Origin of the sequence: Flavobacterium rakeshii, assembly GCF_009741375.1 — a bacterium.
GTDB classification, from domain to species: Bacteria; Bacteroidota; Bacteroidia; order Flavobacteriales; family Flavobacteriaceae; genus Flavobacterium; species Flavobacterium rakeshii.
Genome location: NZ_WOWP01000061.1, coordinates 1 through 14,871, shown reverse-complemented (window position 1 = coordinate 14,871; position 14,871 = coordinate 1). Strand labels below are relative to the sequence as shown.

The window sequence follows — 14,871 nt, the reverse complement described above, 5'->3', positions numbered from 1 at the left end:
TTTTTTTAGAAATTGTAACTTAAACCTACACCAGGAGAGAACACCACATTTTTGTACGTACCTCCAAAAGTAGTATTCTGACCATCTTCCTGATAGTAGTCATACGAGTTATTAACTTCTTTAAAGTGTAGGAAAAGGAATGAGAAATCTACCCCTAATCTTTGGTTAATTTGGTAACTTAAACCGCCTGTATATCCCATAGAATCATTTCTGGGTGTCTCCGGAGCAAAGTAACCATCCTGTACCGGGCTCTCATCAAAGTACCAACCTGCACGGAAAGAGAATTTTTCGTTAGCTGTATACTGAGCACCTACCCTGTAAGTACTTGCATCTTTGTAATTTCTTGGATTAACCGATGTTGGCGCTGCATTGTGGAAATCAACAATAAGCGATTTGTATACATTCCAGTAAGCTCTGTTATAATCAAAAGCTACAAGAAGTTTATCATTAACCTTATAAGAGAAACCTACCGTAAGTTCTGCAGGAAGCGGAAGATCGGCATCAAAAGTAGTATTTGTTAATGTAGTGGAAAGGAATCCAGGAACATCATGGAAAGTTGCATCTCCATCGCGAGCTTCCATAGTAATTTCAGAACGGTAGTTAGCACCAATAGTAAGGTTTTCTGTTGGCTTTAACATCATACCTGCTGTCCATCCCCATGCTGTAACACCTCCGGCATCAATAGTAACATCAGTCCTGTTACCCTGCTCATCGGTTTGGCTACGGCTAATATTCCTGTTAAAGTTAACACTACCCGATACAAATATAGGACCACCGCCCACACTAAAATAATCGTTTACTTTTAACGAGATAGACGGCTGAAAATAAATTGCCTCAAGGTCTATATTATTAACAAGGTGAGAACCCTGCCAGTCCTGATCCCACTCTACGGCACTACCGTAAGGTGTATATACTGCTAAACCAACAGAAAGCCAGTCGGTAGCCCTGTACGAAACATAAGCACTAAATGGTGTACCGAAGTTTTCGGTTGAGTTGGTCCAGTTGTTTGCCTGATTTTGAAATTTGGTTCTTGCAAATAATCCATTTGCTCCTACCGAGGCGTTAAAACGGTTTTCAAGAAACGCCATACCCGACGGGTTAAAGAACAAAACCTCGGCACTGTTTACAACACCAACCCCGGTGTGTCCCATTGCCAACTGCTTTTGTCCCTGAAGACTAACCCTATATCCTCCTGCAAAAGCCGAAGCAGCCGTTAAGGCTGTTAGGGTTAAAGATAATAGTTTTCTCATGGTTAAATAAGTATTAGTTTTTTCATATTGTAAATAGCTTATATCAAATTTAGGATATTTTATGAAAAATACAACGATTGAGATAAAAATATTATGCATTCATAATAATTTATTTTTTAAAAAACCCCTATATTTTTTAACAATCTACCGAAAAACGTAGTTATTTTTTAAATAAATAACATATTATTAACCTTTTTAAGACTTCAACAGTCTCATTATAATAACTTTAACAGCGATACTATTAACAAAAACATAAAACACATTTATAAGCCCTAAAAACGTAGTACCTTAACGGTATAAACCAAAATACCAATGTCACTCTTAAAAAAAATACTCATAGGATTAGCCATACTAATTGTTATAGGAACCGTTGCTAATTACGGATTAAGTTACTGGATATCAAGAAAACTACCTAACATCATCCAGTCAGACAAAGACATGCCTTATAACATCAGCTACACCGACCTGGATATAGTCTTACTAAAAGGCAATATTACAGTACTCAACGCCTCACTATCTCCTAAAGACAGTACCGCACAATTAAAAAGCGGTGCTTACGGTCAAATTGAAAAAATACGTATAGAACATTTTAGCCTTTGGGCACTTTTAAAAAACAACAAGATAAGTGTTGATAATATCATTATAGATAAACCCGAAATTATACTATACCCCGAAGAAAACAAGTACAATGTAAAAGGTGATCTTGTAAAACCATTTAAAAACACTGTTTTTACAGAAACGGTTGAAGTAAACAGAGGTAAATTTACCCTGCTTGACACGACCGACAATACCAAACTGAAAGCATCTAATATAAATATGCTTTTTAGGAACATTAAAATAGACAGCACTACTATTGATGATAATTTACCTGTAAAATATTCGTCTTACAGCTTAAAGTGTGACAGCTTATTTTATCAGGCAGGCAAACAATACAACATCACAACACAAGAGCTTAATATTAGCGATACTGCCATTACCGTTAACAATTTTAAGCTAACGCCGGAACAGAGCCGTATGGAATTTGCACAGTCTATCCCAAAGGAGAAAGACCAATACCGCATTGAAGTAAACAAAATACACATCCCTGATTTACTTTGGGGTTTTGTGAACGACACCTTATATGTACGCACACCCCTTGTCGATTTAACTAAAGTAAACGCAGTTATATACAGACCCAAAATGGCTCCCGATGATTTATCGGTTAAAAAACTATATAGCCAGATGCTTCGCGAAATAAAGTTTGACCTTAAAACCGACACCATAAAACTAAACGACTCGTATGTGGAATATCAGGAGCAGCAAAGCTATGATAAGCCCGCTGCCAAAGTAATGTTCTCTGATTTTAATGCCACAATAAAAAACATATACAGCCCGATTAATAAAACCGAAACCCCGCAAACCACCCTCGACGTTAATTGTCTTTTCATGAAATCGTCCCCATTAAATGTACACTGGACTTTTGATATTACCGATAAAACCGATGCTTTTACCATACAGGGAAAACTGCAAAATGTAAAAAGCAGTGTGATTGACCCGGTAGCGAAACCGTTAATGAACATTACCACTACGGGCGACCTAAAAGAAATTTACTTTACATTTAACGGAAACCGCAACAACTCAAACGGAGATTTTGCCATTAGATATGACGACCTCAAAGTAAAGCTTTACAAAAAGGACGGAAAGGACAAAAATAAACTCATGTCGGCCGTTGGTAACCTATTGGTTAAAAATGATAGTGAAGGCGAACTGAAAGAAACAGAGGTAAGCGTAGAAAGAGTTAAAGACAAATCGGTATTTAATTTCCTGTGGCGCTTTTTATATGAAGGACTCAAAAAAACACTCCTCCCCAAAATCATTAGCGGAGGGGATTAAAATAAAAAAGAGAACTGTAAAAACAGTCCTCTTTTTTATTTTGTTATGCAGTGAGAAACTCCAGCGTCTCTGCCACAAAATCCTTCGGATTTTCGGCATGCAGCCAGTGCCCTGCATTTTTAATATCCTTTATAATCGCTTTAGGGAAGTGATTATGAATCATTTCAAAATCCTCATCCTTAATATAATTAGACCTGTCTCCTCTTAAAAACAATACAGGTCCGTCATACACACTACCTTCAGGCAATGCGGCTCCTATATTTTCAATCTTATCGGTAAGCACTTTCAGGTTAAACCTAAAATCCAGTTGCCCCGGTTCTTTCCAATACAGGTTTTTCATAAGAAACTGACGGGTACCAAAATCATCAATATACTTTTTAAGAATTTCCTCTACATCACTCCTACCCGGTTTTACCGAAAAGTCTACTGCATTTAAGCCCGCTAGTATATCCTGATGGTGCGGCCTGTAATATTTTGGCCCTATATCGGCAATCACCAGCCTATCCAGCATTTCGGGATGCGCCATAGCAAAAAACATACTGGCCTTACCTCCCATTGAGTGACCAATAACATCTATTTTCTCTAACTTATAATACAGACAGTAATCATAAATATCCTGAACCATAGCATTGTAATCAAACTCTTCCGAATGAAAACTCTTACCGTGATTCCTCATATCTATGGCATGCACCTGATATCCTTTTTCGGAATATTGACCACCAAGGGTTTTCCAGTTGTCAGACATGCCTAAAAAACCGTGTATTATAAGCAACGGCTTACCTTCTCCTTCTACTCTGGAATGCAACATAGTTATTTTAGTTTTTGAAGATACATATTCACAACATTTTCCAGCCCAAGGTAAAGCGACTCTGCTATAAGCGCATGTCCTATAGACACCTCTAAAAGACCGGGAATGTTTTCTTTAAAAAACTTAATATTATCCAAGCTCAGGTCATGACCTGCATTTATACCTAACCCTAAATCGTTAGCCAGTTTTGCCGAAGCAACATACGGATCAATACCGGCAGTATTACCTAAACCATACTCATGAGCAAAAGCCTCAGTATATAATTCAATCCTGTCGGTACCGATTTCTTTAGCCCCTTCTATCATTTCTAAAACCGGATCTACAAATATAGAAGTACGTATACCGTTACTTTTAAACTCGGTAATAACATCCTGTAAAAACGATTTATGTTTTACGGTATCCCATCCGGCATTAGATGTTATAGCATCGTCGGCATCAGGAACAAGAGTAACCTGCGTAGGCTTTACCTCCAGTACAAGATCGATAAACTTTTTTACAGGGTTTCCTTCTATGTTATACTCGGTATGCACAACAGGTACTAAATCCCTGGCATCCTGATAACGGATGTGTCTTTCATCAGGCCTTGGGTGTATGGTAACACCTTGTGCTCCAAACTTCTGAACATCGGCTGCAACTTTAAGTAAATCGGGAACATTACCTCCTCTGGAGTTTCTTAACGTTGCTATTTTATTTATATTTACACTAAGTTTTGTCATTACACGGTTGTTTAACTCAAATTTTACACAAAAATACAAAGTAAAATTAAGGTAGGATATTCTAATTTTTGATTATTTTGCAGTAATAACTCATACTCCCCAACATGATTGATATTAACGACTTTATCAACAACCAAATCAAACCGTTAAATATAACCGAATCCATAGCTGATGCTCAGGATCTTTTTGCCGAATACACCTTTTCCCATTTTCCTGTAACAGAAAATGGTATATATATAGGCTGTGCCAGTGCCGAGGATACCGAACTTATGGATATTGAAAAAACACTTGAAGATATGCGCTATACTCTTGAAAGGTTTTTTGTACGCGACACCACCATGTGGCTGGACGTATTGGAAATATTTGCCAAAAACGAAACCAATGTGGTTCCTATTCTGGATAAAGACAATAATTATTTGGGATATTATGAGATTACCGATATTATTCAGTTTTTCCACCAAACCCCTTTCTTAAAAGAAGACGGAGGTATACTGGTAGTACAAAAGGGCATTGCCGATTACAGCATGAGTGAAGTAGCTCAAATTGTGGAAAGCAATAACGGCAGGCTGCTGGGGCTTTTCATATCTGAAGCCAATCTTGAAAAGGTACAAATAACCCTAAAAATAAGCCTTGGCGGATTAAGTGAAATCATCCAGACTTTCAGAAGATACAATTACGAAATCATATCAGAGCACCAGGAGGATGCCTACATCAATACATTAAAAGACCGTTCTGACTATTTAGACAAATACCTGAACATATAATAAGCGTGAGGAACATGAGGATAGCAGTATACGGACAGTATTATAAAGACAACACCGAAGACATTATTGAAAAAATGTTTGCGGTTTTTGAAGGCCATACCACCGAAGTTATTTTTGAAGCCAAATTTTACAATGCCATAAAAGAGAAAGAACTCCTTAAAGAGGAGTATGCTACTTTTAGCAACCACGAGGAACTGGACCGCAGGTTTGATATGCTTATCAGTATTGGCGGCGACGGCACCATGTTAAGGTCGGCAACTTATGTACGCGACAAAAACATACCTGTATTAGGTATTAATGCCGGGCGTTTAGGATTTTTGGCAACTGTTCAGCAGGATGAAATTGAAACCCTGCTACCCCTTATTTTTGAAAACAAATACAAAATTTCCCCTCGTACACTTTTATCCCTTGACTATGAAGGAATGGAAAAGGAAGACGGACTGGATTTTGCCCTTAACGAAATTACCGTAAGCCGTAAAGACACTACTTCCATGATTACCGTAGAGGTAAAGCTAAACGGAGACTACCTTAATGCTTACTGGGCAGACGGGTTAATAATATCTACCCCTACCGGTTCTACCGGCTATTCACTTAGTTGTGGCGGCCCGCTACTGATACCTGAAGTAAACAGCCTTGTTATCACCCCCATTGCACCACACAACCTTAATGCAAGACCACTGGTAATACCTGATGATACCGAACTGGAACTTAAAGTAAGCGGCAGAGAACCACAGCACCTTATCTCACTTGACTCAAGAATACTTACTGTAGATACCGAAACCTCCTTTTTTATTAAAAAGACAGGTTTTAAAATCAACATGGTAGAGTTCCCGGATGAGAAATTTATAAAAACGCTACGCAAAAAACTGTTATGGGGTGAGGATAAAAGAAACTAATAGCAACTTTTTTACCTACACCACATACTACACCGCATCTTCTTTCGTTTTTTAGTCTGAACCGTGATTGCAAATTTTCAATTTATAGACGTAAAAAGTCTAAACAGAGGCGAAATAGAAATCTATATTGTTATATTTGCACCTATTTTGATGTAATGAGTAGAGTTTTAGTAGTTTTATTTTTAATTATTGCTTCATTTAACGCCGAAGCCCAAATCAATGAAGTGGGTATTTTTGTGGGCGGAAGCAACTATATAGGTGATGTAGGACCTACAGATTATATAGCCCCTAAAGATCTTGCTTTAGGATTCCTGTATAAGTACAACCGTAGTCCGCGACACTCCTATAGAGCTTCCTTTACCTATGCAAAAATATCTGCTAACGATGCTGATTCAGACATGAGTGCCAGAAAACAAAGAGGCTATTCATTTGATAATACTGTAAAAGAATTATCTTTAGGCCTTGAATTCAATTTTTTTGACTTCAATCTGCACGAAACTGATTTTCAGCTAACCCCTTATGTATATGGGGGACTGAGCTATTTTTGGTATGATGAGCAGTATATTAATAACGGACGAACTTACGACAACGGTAACAGCAGTGCGCTGGCAATACCAATGACCGTAGGTATAAAAACTAATGTTTTACCAAACTTTGTAATAGGATTTGAAGTGGGTGCGAGATATACTTTTAGCGACAATTTAGACGGAAGTTATCCTGAAGATGATACCTACCAAAACCTTCGCTTTGGTAACTTAGAAAGCGACGACTGGTATGTATTTACCGGATTTACTCTTACCTACACCTTTGGTGAAAAACCTTGCTACTGCCCTAACTAAAATCATGGACAAATCAACTACCATAAATACTGAAAATATACCTAACCACATCGCCATAATTATGGACGGTAACGGCCGTTGGGCTAAAAAACGCGGATTACTTCGCGCATTAGGTCATGAAAGCGGATCGAAATCGGTAAAGGATGTGGTAGAAAACTGTAAGAATATAGGCGTAAAATACCTAACCCTTTATGCCTTCTCTACAGAAAACTGGAACAGGCCAAGGCTTGAAGTGGAAGCTTTAATGAAACTGCTTATCCGTTCATTAAAAAAAGAACTTCCTGTACTTCAAAAAAACAACATCAAGCTAAGTACAATTGGCAATACCGATAAACTTCCTGAAAAAGCAAGAAAACAACTTTTAGAGGTTATAGATGAAACCAAGGACAATACCAAAATGCTGGTAACCCTTGCTTTAAGCTATGGCTCAAGGGAAGAAATAGTATCGGCAGTTAAAAAAATTAGTGAACAAGTAAAAACAAACGCGATAGCGGTAACAGATATAAATGAAGAGATAATTACTCAAAACCTTTACACACACAACCTCCCGGATGTAGACCTACTTATAAGAACAAGTGGTGAACAACGAATTAGCAATTTCCTGCTATGGCAGTGTGCGTATGCAGAATTTTATTTTACCGACGTATTATGGCCGGACTTTACAGAAGAAGACCTGCACCAAGCAATTATCAGTTACCAAAAAAGAGAACGTAGATTTGGAAAAACCAGTGAACAAGTTAAATAAAACCGAGATGTTTTATAAACGCATTAAATTATTTTCAGCAATTTTTCTATGCTTAGCCTCATTTACAGCTAAAGCACAGGACAGAATTGAACCAGGACAGTATGTAGTTGCTGATATTAAAGTAAACGGAGACCTTTCATACAGCGAACAAAACGTTATATATTTTACCCACTTAGAAAAAGGTCAACGTATTAATGTACCCGGAGAAGAAATAAGTAATGCCATTAGAAAACTGGCCAGCCTTAAATTATTTGAAGACATCAACTTTTATGCTACAAAAGTGGTGGGCGACAGTATTTATCTTGAACTTAGTGTAAATGAACTTCCTAAACTTAGCGAAGTAAAAATGCAGGGGCTTAAGAAAAGTAAAATTGAAGGATTAATCAAGGATACCGAACTTACTAAAGGAAAAATAGTTAATGAAAACCTTGTTACTACTACAAAAAACTACATAGAAAACAAGTATAAAAAAGATGGTTACTATAACACTAAAGTAGCCGTTAATGTTATACCAGACAGTAGCAATACTGTAAAAATGGTAGTTAATATAGACCGCGGTAAGAAAGTAAAAGTTTCTTCAATTAAATTTGATGGCAACACTATGCTTTCAGACGGTAAGCTAAGAGGCGCCATGAGGAACACCAAGAAAAAAAGCTTCTTGAACCCGCTACGTATTTTTAAATCATCTAAATATATAAGAGAAAAATACAAAGAAGACTTAGCAAGTATTATAGATAAATACAAAGAAAAAGGATATCGTGACGCCCGTGTTATTGAAGATACTGTTGCTTATAATAAAGATAAAAACACTGTTGACATCAAAATACAAATTGAAGAAGGGCGTAAGTATTACTTTGGTAACATTAAGTTTTTAGGTAACACTGTATACACAAACAATGTATTAAGTCAGGTTCTGGGTATTAAAAAAGGAGAAACCTACAACGGTATACTACTACAGGAAAGAATTGCCAACCCAAATAAACCGGATGGTGAAGACTTAACTAACCTGTATCAAAACAACGGTTACCTTTTCTCAAACATAAATGCAGTAGAGGTACGTACCGAAAACGACACTATTGACTTTGAAATCCGTATAGTTGAAGGACCAATTGCTTACCTAAATAATGTAAGTGTTATAGGTAACGACAAAACCAATGACCATGTAATATACCGTGAACTTTTAACAAGACCGGGGCAAAAATGGAATAAGGAAGACGTTATTAATACAGTAAGACAGCTGGGGGCTTTAGGTTTCTTTGATGCAGAGACTATTCGTCCTGATGTTAAAAATGCTGATCCTTCAACCGGTACTGTAGATGTAGAATGGAATGTAACCGAAAGAGGTTCGAGTCAAATTGAGCTACAGGGAGGTTATGGTGGCGGTGGTTTCATCGGTACACTTGGACTTTCGTTCAATAACTTCTCTATGCGTAATATTTTTAATAAGGAAGCATACAAACCTATACCTATGGGTGATGGTCAAAAACTTTCATTACGACTACAGGGTAGTACTTATTTCCAAACGTACAGCCTTTCGTTTACAGAACCATGGTTTGGAGGTAAAAAGCCTATACAGCTTTTCAGTTCGTTATCTCACAGCAGACAGTTCCTGTACAACTTCCAAACAAGGGATGTTGACAGAAGCCAAAGCTTCACCATTAGCTCTATTACATTAGGTATGTCAAAAAGGTTAAGTGGTATTTATGATAACCTGAGAGTCTCACACTCACTATCATTCCAGTATTACAACCTTAACAACTATAATACCGGTTTATTTACATTTGGTAACGGTAGCTCTCGCAACCTTGCTTACACACTTGAAGTTACAAGAGACAACAGAGGATCACTTATCTACCCAATGTCAGGCTCATTATTCAGCGTAAGTGCAAAAATGACATTACCATACTCTTTATTTAACGGTATTGATTATGAAAACTTAGGAGATAAACCAGAGTACAAATTAACAAACTCAAACGGACAGTATGTACATAATTATGGTACAGATGCCAATCCGGATATCAGAGTTGTAGATGATTATCGTGACGCTTCTGTAGATAAGAGTAAAGTAGACCAGCAAAGATTCAACTGGCTGGAATATTACAAAATTAAGGTCAAAGCTGATTGGTATACAAAAATTTATAATAAATTAGTACTTCGAACACTTGGCGAATTTGGATTCCTTGGCTCTTACAATTCAGCCAGAGGTCTGGTGCCTTTTGAAAGATTCTTTGTGGGTGGTGACGGTTTAGCAAACTATTCGTTAGACGGCCGTGAGGTTATACAGTTAAGGGGTTACCCTAATCAGGCATTATCTTCTATAAACGGAGGTACGGTGTACAATAAATTCTCACTAGAGCTACGCTATCCTATCACACTTAAACCACAGGCATCTATTTATGTATTAACTTTCCTTGAGGCAGGTAATTCATACGATTCGTTTAGTGAATACGACCCGTTTGTACTTAAACGTTCGGCAGGTTTTGGTCTTAGGGTATTTATGCCGGCGTTCGGTTTATTAGGTATAGACTTCGGTAACGGATTCGATCCGCTTCCGGGCTACACTCAAAAGAATGGTTGGGAAACACACTTTATCATCGGTCAGCAGTTTTAAAAAAATGGCATGATATTTTCTAATAAGAAGTAAACTATGAAAAAACATTTATTAATATTACTCACCTTGTTCTCTGTTGCTGCTGCAACGGCGCAGTCTCGCGGACTTAAAATCGCTTATATAGACATGGACTATATACTTGAGAAAGTACCTGACTATGCTGAGGCGAAAAACCAACTTGAGCTTAAAGCCCAAAAATGGAAACAGGAACTGGAACAGAAAAAAAATGATATTAATAAATTAAAAGAAAGTCTTGATACCGAAAAACCTCTTTTAACAAAAGAGCTAATTGAGGAAAGAGAAGAAGAAATTAAGTTTCTTGAAAACGACCTGATAGAATATCAGCTAAAACGATTTGGTCCAAATGGCGACCTTATCACACAAAAAGCAGTACTTGTAAAACCGGTACAGGACCAGGTATTTAATATCGTTCAGGATTTAGCCGAATCAAGAAACTACGACTTTATATTTGACAAGTCATCAGATATGACTATGCTATTCTCTGCTAAAAGACACGATATAAGCGACTTTGTAATAAGAAGAATAACAAGAGCTGCTAAGAGAGAAAAGCTAAGCGGTAAAGAGCTTAAGCAACTTGAAGAAATGGAAAAACAGGAAGAGCTTGAAGCCGATCCTCAATACCAGGAAAGACAGCAAAAACTTGAAGACCGAAAAGCCGAAAGAGAAAGAATAATTGAAGAGAGAAGGAAAGCGCAGGAGGAAAAAAGAAGACAATACGAAGAAAGAAGAGAACAGCTTAAAAAAGAGAGAGAAGCTAAGAGAAACGGCACTAAGGCAGACAAAGATACCACAGATGGGGCTGACGGAGAAAACACCTCTGAAAGACCGGCTGCTGCTGAAGATGCAAAATCTACCAGCAGAGAAGACGCTATCCAGGCTGCAAAAGAAGAAAGAGAAAGAAAAATCGAAGAAAGAAAAAAACAAATAGAAGAGCGTAAAAAACAAATATTAGAGCAAAGAGAAGCTGCAAAAAAAGCCCGTGAGGAGCAACGTAATAAAAACACGAAGCAACAAGACGGGGAAAATGATGAAACAACTCCGCAGGAGGAAAATAACCAAGGATAAAAAACTTAAAACAAAAATTAAAAACTTAAATGATGAAACAATTAAAATCTTTATTAATCGCTGCTGTACTACTATTAGGACTTAGCCAAACTGCAAATGCACAGTCTAAAGTAGCACATATTGATGTATCAGAACTAATGAGCCAAATGCCGGAGATGAAAGCAGCTAATTCACAATTAGAACAATTAAGCAAATCATACGATACAGAATACAGAACAATGGTACAGGAATTTCAGGCTAAAATCAAAAAATATGATGAAGAAGCCGCTACAGCAGGAGATGCTCTAAACGAGACTCGCGCTAAAGAAGTTCAGGATCTTCAACAAAGAATCCAACAGTATCAACAAAATGCTACTAAAGAGCTTCAGGACAAACAAGAAGCTATTTATAAGCCAATTCTTGAAAAATCAAGAAATGCTATCCAAAAAGTAGCAAGAGCTAAAGGTTACCTTTACGTACTTGATGCTTCTACAGGAAGCGGTGTTATTCTTGCTGATGGCCCAGATCTTATGGCTGACGTAAAAAAAGAATTAGGTTTCTAATAAAAACATCATTTCTATACTAAAAAAACGGCTCAAAAATTTGAGCCGTTTTTTTATATTTGTTAAATGAATAAACGCACAAATCCTATAGGCTTATTCGACTCAGGTGTGGGAGGAACTTCCATATGGAGAGAAATTCATAATATACTCCCAAACGAAAACACCATATATCTTGCCGATAGTAAAAATGCACCTTACGGACAGAAAAGTAAAGAAGAAATCATAGAGCTTAGTATCAAAAATACAGAGTTCCTGCTTCACCAAAACTGTAAAATGATAGTTGTTGCCTGCAATACCGCAACAACAAATGCCATAAAAGAATTACGCACTAAGTTTGATATACCTTTTATAGGCATTGAACCCGCTATTAAACCGGCAGCAAATTCAACTAAAACCCAAACCATAGGTATATTAGCCACACAGGGCACACTTAACAGCGATTTATTCCATAAAGCAGTACTTGACTATAAGGACATAAAAATTATTGAACAGGTAGGCCACGGACTCGTAAAACTAATTGAGGAAGGATCATTAGAATCTGCTGATATGAAAGAGCTTTTACAAGACTACCTAACCCCTATGATAAAAGCAAATATAGACTACCTAGTACTAGGATGCAGCCACTATCCTTATCTTATACCACAAATCAAAGAAATACTCCCAGAGAGCGTTAAAATAATAGATTCCGGTCAAGCGGTAGCAAGACAAACAAAAAATGTCCTGGTTACCCAAGACATTCTTAATAATTCTCTACATAAAGGCAATACTCTTTTCTATACCAACAGTACCCCTAAAGTGCTAAGTTCAATTTTAGAGAACAAATATGATGTAGAAGAAAGAGACTTCTAAATTCATTTATTTGTTATCACCATTTTCAGCTTCCTTAAACCAGGAAGAATACATTACATAATTATTAGATATTCTCCCTATCTCACCAGCAAAGTCAGAAGCATTAATATCTTTCACCTTTCTGGCAGGGATACCTGCATATATAGTCCCTGATTCTACAACGGTGTTTTGTGTCACTACAGATCCGGCTGCTATTATAGAGTTACTCTCTATTACACAATTATCCATCACAATAGCTCCCATACCTATCAGTACATTATCGTGTACTTTGCATCCGTGAACTATAGCATTATGCCCTATAGAAACATTATTACCAATCTCTGTAGGATGTTTTTCATAAGTACAATGAATTACTGCGCCGTCCTGTATGTTTACCTTATTCCCTACTTTAATGTAGTTTACATCACCCCTTACTACGGCATTAAACCACACACTACACTCCTTACCAAAAGAAACATCACCCACAATAGTAGCATTTTCAGCTACAAAACAATCTTCAGGTATTTGCGGGTACTTACCCCTTACTTCTTTAATTACCATATTTCAAAACAAAAAAAAGTCCCGATAAAATCGGGACAGAATTAATAATGCTTTATAATTAGTTTACGGCCGGACAATTACAATCGTAACGCTCTCTTCCGCAGAATAGGTTAATACCTAAAGTAATTTGATGGAATCCACTATTATCAAACTTAACATCTCCTGTTAGGTAAGAGTAAGTGTAAGCAAACATAAACTGCTTGTAGTTAACACCTATTATTGGTGTAAAATACTGTAGGTTTTGATCTTTAGCACCATTACCGTCAATATATTGAGCACCATCTAAATATCTTCTGTACGAAACACCTCCCCAAACTCTTCCAAAATCAACTTCTTTATACACCTTAAGGTTAACATCTATTGATTTTTCTTTAGTCTCATCAACAACCTGGAACATTACAGATGGCTCCCATTGTAAACGATCAGAATCACCAAATACATAACCTGCACTTACCAAATATTTTCTTAAGTTATCGCTTTCTACATCTGTATAAATATCCCTTTTACTCGCTATAACGTTTTTAGCTGTAAAGTGCGCATAAAAATCAAGATAGTGATAAGAAGCACCAATATCAATATTAAAGTAAGAATCCTTTTGTTTCATTCCTCCATCAATAATAGGATCGAAATCAGGCTCAAATTCTGTCTCATCCAAGCGACTTTGAACAAGGCCTGCACTCATACCGAATGATAACTGATTCAAATCATAATCACTTCTTGAAAAACGAATATGGTGAGCATAAGTAAGCTTTGCTCCGGTTTGTGAATGATATCCGTTTTTATCATTAAAAGCTATAATACCTACACCTGACTGTTCCCCTATCCTTCCGTTAAAACTTAATGTTTGTAACTGAGGGGCGTCATCCTGACCAAACCATTGCTGACGGGCAGTCAACCTGATTTTAGCACAGTTTGCAGCACCAGCCATAGACGGGTGTATTAGGTAATAGTTATCTGATAAATAATCTGAGTAAACCGCAATCCCTTCTTGCGAAAAAGACAGCTGAGTTAGTAATAATCCAAAAAATAGATAAATCTTTTTAAAATTCATGTCGACCTTATCGTTTAATGAGAAATGCGCTTTCGCTTATTGGTGTTTATTAATGTATAACGGTCCTATGGCTAAAATTATTATTAATATTTTTCCATAGCGGTCAAATATATAAATTTTTGCGTTAGGTTGGTAATTTAACCTAATAATATTATATAAAATGCTGCCATTCCTGACAGCATTTTATATATTAACTTGGTTTTCTGCTATCTCTTCAATGAGAAGTGAGCTTTAAACTCTTTCTCTACAGGCTGTCCGTTTACCAGTTCACGGTAGGTTACACTAAACCAGTAGTCCGTTGC

At 37.0% G+C, this 14,871-nt stretch carries 14 protein-coding genes; 9 read left to right on the top strand and 5 right to left on the bottom strand.

Features of this window, described 5'->3' with window-relative positions; genetic code table 11:
* Positions 1 to 5: 5 nt before the first annotated feature.
* Complete coding sequence (locus tag GN157_RS15265; protein ID WP_157484368.1) at positions 6 to 1,250, bottom strand: OmpP1/FadL family transporter; 1,245 nt, start codon at positions 1,248 to 1,250, stop codon at positions 6 to 8.
* 312 nt (positions 1,251 to 1,562) lie between these two features.
* On the opposite strand from GN157_RS15265, the gene GN157_RS15260 reads away from it, so the two are divergent.
* Complete coding sequence (locus GN157_RS15260) at positions 1,563 to 3,122, top strand: AsmA family protein (protein ID WP_157484367.1); 1,560 nt, start codon at positions 1,563 to 1,565, stop codon at positions 3,120 to 3,122.
* Positions 3,123 to 3,165: 43 nt separating this feature from the next.
* Here GN157_RS15260 and GN157_RS15255 read toward each other — a convergent pair whose 3' ends face one another.
* Positions 3,166 to 3,930 carry an alpha/beta fold hydrolase gene (locus GN157_RS15255; RefSeq protein ID WP_157484366.1) on the bottom strand — a complete coding sequence of 255 codons (765 nt, stop codon included), beginning with the start codon at positions 3,928 to 3,930 and terminating at the stop codon, positions 3,166 to 3,168.
* Between the two features lie 2 nt (positions 3,931 to 3,932).
* Positions 3,933 to 4,646, bottom strand: a complete 714-nt coding sequence (locus GN157_RS15250; protein WP_157484365.1) for a pyridoxine 5'-phosphate synthase — start codon at positions 4,644 to 4,646, stop codon at positions 3,933 to 3,935.
* A gap of 104 nt (positions 4,647 to 4,750) precedes the next feature.
* Here GN157_RS15250 and GN157_RS15245 point away from each other — a divergent pair, with 104 nt between their 5' ends.
* The 8 genes from GN157_RS15245 (at position 4,751) to murI (ending at position 12,978) form a co-directional block, all read left to right on the top strand.
* A complete protein-coding gene (locus GN157_RS15245) occupies positions 4,751 to 5,410 on the top strand; it encodes a CBS domain-containing protein (RefSeq protein WP_157484364.1) in 660 nt (219 codons plus the stop codon).
* 14 nt (positions 5,411 to 5,424) lie between these two features.
* Positions 5,425 to 6,306, top strand: a complete 882-nt coding sequence (locus GN157_RS15240) for an NAD kinase (protein ID WP_157484363.1) — start codon at positions 5,425 to 5,427, stop codon at positions 6,304 to 6,306.
* Between the two features lie 155 nt (positions 6,307 to 6,461).
* Complete coding sequence (gene porG, locus GN157_RS15235) at positions 6,462 to 7,145, top strand: type IX secretion system protein PorG (RefSeq protein WP_035135117.1); 684 nt, start codon at positions 6,462 to 6,464, stop codon at positions 7,143 to 7,145.
* Positions 7,146 to 7,149: 4 nt separating this feature from the next.
* Complete coding sequence (locus GN157_RS15230; protein ID WP_157484362.1) at positions 7,150 to 7,890, top strand: isoprenyl transferase; 741 nt, start codon at positions 7,150 to 7,152, stop codon at positions 7,888 to 7,890.
* Positions 7,891 to 7,897: 7 nt separating this feature from the next.
* The gene (bamA, locus tag GN157_RS15225; protein ID WP_157484459.1) at positions 7,898 to 10,501 is read left to right on the top strand and encodes an outer membrane protein assembly factor BamA; all 2,604 of its coding nucleotides are present in this window, start codon (positions 7,898 to 7,900) and stop codon (positions 10,499 to 10,501) included.
* 36 nt (positions 10,502 to 10,537) lie between these two features.
* Entirely contained in the window at positions 10,538 to 11,587 is a 1,050-nt protein-coding gene (locus tag GN157_RS15220) for an OmpH family outer membrane protein (RefSeq protein ID WP_157484361.1), read from the top strand.
* A gap of 32 nt (positions 11,588 to 11,619) precedes the next feature.
* Positions 11,620 to 12,129: an OmpH family outer membrane protein gene (locus GN157_RS15215; RefSeq protein WP_157484458.1), complete on the top strand. Its 510-nt coding sequence runs from the start codon at positions 11,620 to 11,622 to the stop codon at positions 12,127 to 12,129.
* 66 nt (positions 12,130 to 12,195) lie between these two features.
* Complete coding sequence (gene murI, locus GN157_RS15210) at positions 12,196 to 12,978, top strand: glutamate racemase (RefSeq protein ID WP_157484360.1); 783 nt, start codon at positions 12,196 to 12,198, stop codon at positions 12,976 to 12,978.
* A 6-nt stretch (positions 12,979 to 12,984) separates the two neighbouring features.
* Here murI and GN157_RS15205 read toward each other — a convergent pair whose 3' ends face one another.
* Both GN157_RS15205 and GN157_RS15200 read right to left on the bottom strand, forming a co-directional pair.
* Positions 12,985 to 13,518: a gamma carbonic anhydrase family protein gene (locus GN157_RS15205; protein WP_157484359.1), complete on the bottom strand. Its 534-nt coding sequence runs from the start codon at positions 13,516 to 13,518 to the stop codon at positions 12,985 to 12,987.
* Positions 13,519 to 13,576: 58 nt separating this feature from the next.
* A complete protein-coding gene (locus tag GN157_RS15200) occupies positions 13,577 to 14,569 on the bottom strand; it encodes a PorP/SprF family type IX secretion system membrane protein (RefSeq protein ID WP_157484358.1) in 993 nt (330 codons plus the stop codon).
* Between the last annotated feature and the right edge of the window lie 302 nt (positions 14,570 to 14,871).